The organism is Photobacterium damselae (assembly GCF_003026815.1).
GTDB classification, from domain to species: Bacteria; Pseudomonadota; Gammaproteobacteria; order Enterobacterales; family Vibrionaceae; genus Photobacterium; species Photobacterium damselae.
The window spans coordinates 1-3283 of sequence record NZ_PYOG01000073.1; the positions used below are offsets into that span (position 1 = coordinate 1).

Annotated in this window: 3 protein-coding genes and 1 pseudogene; 3 read left to right on the forward strand and 1 reads right to left on the reverse strand. The window is 40.7% G+C overall.

Going from position 1 to position 3283, the window contains the following annotated elements:
• Nucleotides 1-308 precede the first annotated feature (308 nt).
• The 3 genes from CTN07_RS22160 to CTN07_RS22170 all read left to right on the forward strand — a co-directional run bounded on the left by CTN07_RS22160 (nucleotide 309) and on the right by CTN07_RS22170 (nucleotide 2598).
• Nucleotides 309-614: a P-loop NTPase fold protein gene (locus tag CTN07_RS22160; protein ID WP_256593870.1), complete on the forward strand. Its 306-nt coding sequence runs from the start codon at nucleotides 309-311 to the stop codon at nucleotides 612-614.
• 122 nt (nucleotides 615-736) lie between these two features.
• On the forward strand, nucleotides 737-1201 hold the full coding sequence (locus CTN07_RS22165; protein WP_050787853.1) for a hypothetical protein: 465 nt from the start codon (nucleotides 737-739) through the stop codon (nucleotides 1199-1201).
• Nucleotides 1202-1389: 188 nt separating this feature from the next.
• Nucleotides 1390-2598 carry an IS256 family transposase gene (locus CTN07_RS22170; RefSeq protein WP_005306708.1) on the forward strand — a complete coding sequence of 403 codons (1209 nt, stop codon included), beginning with the start codon at nucleotides 1390-1392 and terminating at the stop codon, nucleotides 2596-2598.
• A gap of 57 nt (nucleotides 2599-2655) precedes the next feature.
• On the opposite strand, the pseudogene CTN07_RS22175 reads toward CTN07_RS22170, so the two are convergent.
• Nucleotides 2656-2832, reverse strand: a pseudogene (locus tag CTN07_RS22175) (IS3 family transposase); the annotation flags it as partial.
• Nucleotides 2833-3283: the final 451 nt, after the last annotated feature.

The window sequence follows — 3283 nt, forward strand, 5'->3', positions numbered from 1 at the left end:
TTTTTCCATGAGAATCAACGCCATGAACTTGATATACATTTTTCGCTAGGTCAATACCTACTGTCACCATAGTCATAATTATCTCTCCTTGCTGGTCGCTTTTGTCATAATAAACGATGGGGAGAGGAACGACCATTCCATTATAATAGGTATAACACGTCATTCAAATGTGTAAACCCAATATAGTATTATCCGGTTTGACTCATTTAGAAATGTTATATACAAAAACCGCTAAATAATTTTTGCCCCAAAATTGCTTAGACCTTTTACTCATTCATATTGTATTAACTTAGTTTTGGATTAGTTTTATTTTCTCGGTATCAGGCATAACGTTCTTGCTTGTCATGAATAGAAAGCAGCTAGAAGAATCGGTCAAGTGTCGATATGGTGATGGGATTGACTCTGTTACATACTTACAAACATTTATCAATGTTTGGTTATCCTTACCTCGTTCATCGGGCAAATATCAGCAAGATGATGGTGCCAAGTATCTAATGACTTCTTTTGATTCGATGGCAGTAGGGAAAGGAATTCACAATAAAACTGCTACACAAATACTTAAATCTCTTGTTGAACGAAGCCGCTGTGCGGCTTCGTTCAACAAACGGTTCTAGAGGGATTTGCAGTACGCGGCCTTTTCTCTATGCGTTTGTTTTAGTGTTTACAGTAGTATGAGTGATTTCGGTATTGCGTAGTTTTCCCCTTAATAGGGCACTATGCATTTTGAGGATTATCAATGTTAGAAATTATCAAGTTAGTGGATGTGAAATCTTGGGTTGGTCTTCTTGGTGTACTGTTTGGTGCAATACTTGGACTGTCCGGAGTAGTTTTTGCCAATAGATCTAGTTTCCAAAGGCTACAATTACAGTTGAATACAGAAAAAGATCGAGCGCATGCACAAGTAAAACGGGAAAGGTTAGAAGAACTTTATGTTCTTTTAAGTCAGTGGGTCAACATGTTCTTTTCTAACTTCTTTAAGCTTACATTGGTTATGAAAGGAGAAATCGATTATAACCAATACCTAGACGAAATAATTGAAAGCGGACAAGCTTCAAAAGTTGATTTTCAGCGGATTGAAATGACTTTTAATATTTATGGGCGAGAGCTTTTGCCAAAATATAAAGAAGTTTTAAAGTGCCGTGAAAAAATAAATGATATTTCTGAAGCTCATAAACAAGATTACAAACTTGGTAAGTTGTAGTGGTCAATTAAAATTGGTCACGGTTTTAGAGTTTTCCCAATATAGTTGTTCCGACTCATTGGGAGTTAGGCCACCATTATACTGATGTGGCCTGAGTTGGCAGTAATATCCGATAATGTAGCGGGGAGAGTGTCCTGAATTCTGTGTAACTGTCTAAACTTAAACCTTAAAGGTTAAGGATGGACAATATGGATAAGAAAGCACTCGAAGCTTTTGCTCGTGAAGCCGCTAAGTCAATTAAGACAGAATCTGATCTTGATGACTTTCGAAAAATGTTAACCAAGGTGACCGTTGAAACGGCGTTAAACGCTGAACTCGATGAGCACCTTGGATATCAAAAACACCAAGCTAGAACCAGCTCCAACTCCCGCAATGGCTACTCAGGTAAGTCAATTATCACAGATGATGGCGAGGTTGATATCGAGATCCCTCGCGACCGTGAAGCCAGCTTTGAACCTCAACTCATCCGCAAGCACCAAACTCGATTCCAATCTATGGACGACAAGATATTGAGCCTTTATGCGAAAGGAATGACTACACGTGAAATCGTCGCAACGTTCAAGGAAATGTATGACGCTGATGTCTCGCCAACGCTGATATCAAAAGTAACCGACTCGGTGCTTGAGCAAGTGATTGAATGGCAGTCGCGACCTCTCGACGAAGTTTATCCTATCGTTTATCTCGATTGCATCGTGATTAAGGTGCGTCAAGACAAGCAAGTCATCAACAAAGCGGTCTACCTTGCGCTAGGCGTCAATATGGAAGGTCAAAAAGAACTGCTCGGTATGTGGCTCTCTGAAACAGAAGGTGCCAAGTTCTGGCTTAATGTGCTGACTGAGCTTCAAAACCGTGGAGTAAAAGACATCCTTATCGCTTGTGTTGACGGACTAAAGGGCTTTCCTGACGCTATCAATACTGTGTTCCCTGAGACGCAAATACAACTCTGTATCGTCCACATGGTGCGAAACTCGGTCAAGTACGTCCCTTGGAAAGACTACAGAGCAGTGACGGCTGATCTGAAGAAAATCTACCAATCAACCACAGAAGATGAGGCTCTGCTGGCTCTAGAGCAGTTCTCTGCCCGATGGGATAGTAAGTATCCTCAAATTAGTCGCTCTTGGACGACGCATTGGAACAACCTCAACACCCTGTTTAACTACCCAGAGGACATCCGCCGAGCGATCTACACGACTAACGCCATTGAATCCCTCAACAGCGTTATTAGAAAAGCGATTAAGAAGCGCAAGCTGTTCCCAACGGATGAGTCAGCTCGAAAGGTGATCTACCTAGCTATCCGAGATGCTTCTAAGAAGTGGACGATGCCGATTAGAAACTGGCGACAAGCTCTAAACCGCTTTATTATTATGTTCGAAGACCGACTCTCTGAGTACATGTAACCTTGACAGTTACACAGAATTATTTACAGGGTCTGTAGCGGGTGATCTCTTGTTGAGCTCAGCAAAGCTGCAATAACCCACAGTTGGCACCCATTCAGTCTTCAGACTTCTAAAGAAGCGCTCCATCGGCGCATTATCCCAACAGTTTCCTCGGCGAGATAAGCTCTGTTTTATTTGAAAACACCACAGTAACTGACGGTATTTACGGCTAGTATAATGACTGCCTTGATCGCTACACCCCTTTTCAATCAATTTGAGCATTACTTCTTGTTTTGAGAGAGATAAATACTCGGCAAGGTCTTCAATTACAAGCTGAAGCTTCTTTGGTATTCTAACGGTAGTAGCGACTAAGCCGCTTTTGGTCTTTTTTTTACCATCGGTTAGAAAACACTTTTCATCCACTTGTTCCAATTTCTTTCGGATAACTTTTGATAAAGAAACTACTAGGATCCAAGTAAATAATAGTTTTCACTCTGAAATACTTAGGGGATGAACGAGTTACGTAAATTTGGTCAATAATAGCTGTATTTAACATATTCTATCTTTTGCGCACTCAAGATGTAAGTCCCATTTAGAAATGTCATGTTTGAGCCAGATTGAAATGTCATGTTGAACTAACTTCAAAAGACGCTTTTTCTTTGCTGTTTTGGAGCCTGTGGATGTTGTTAACCATGACTGATAATGA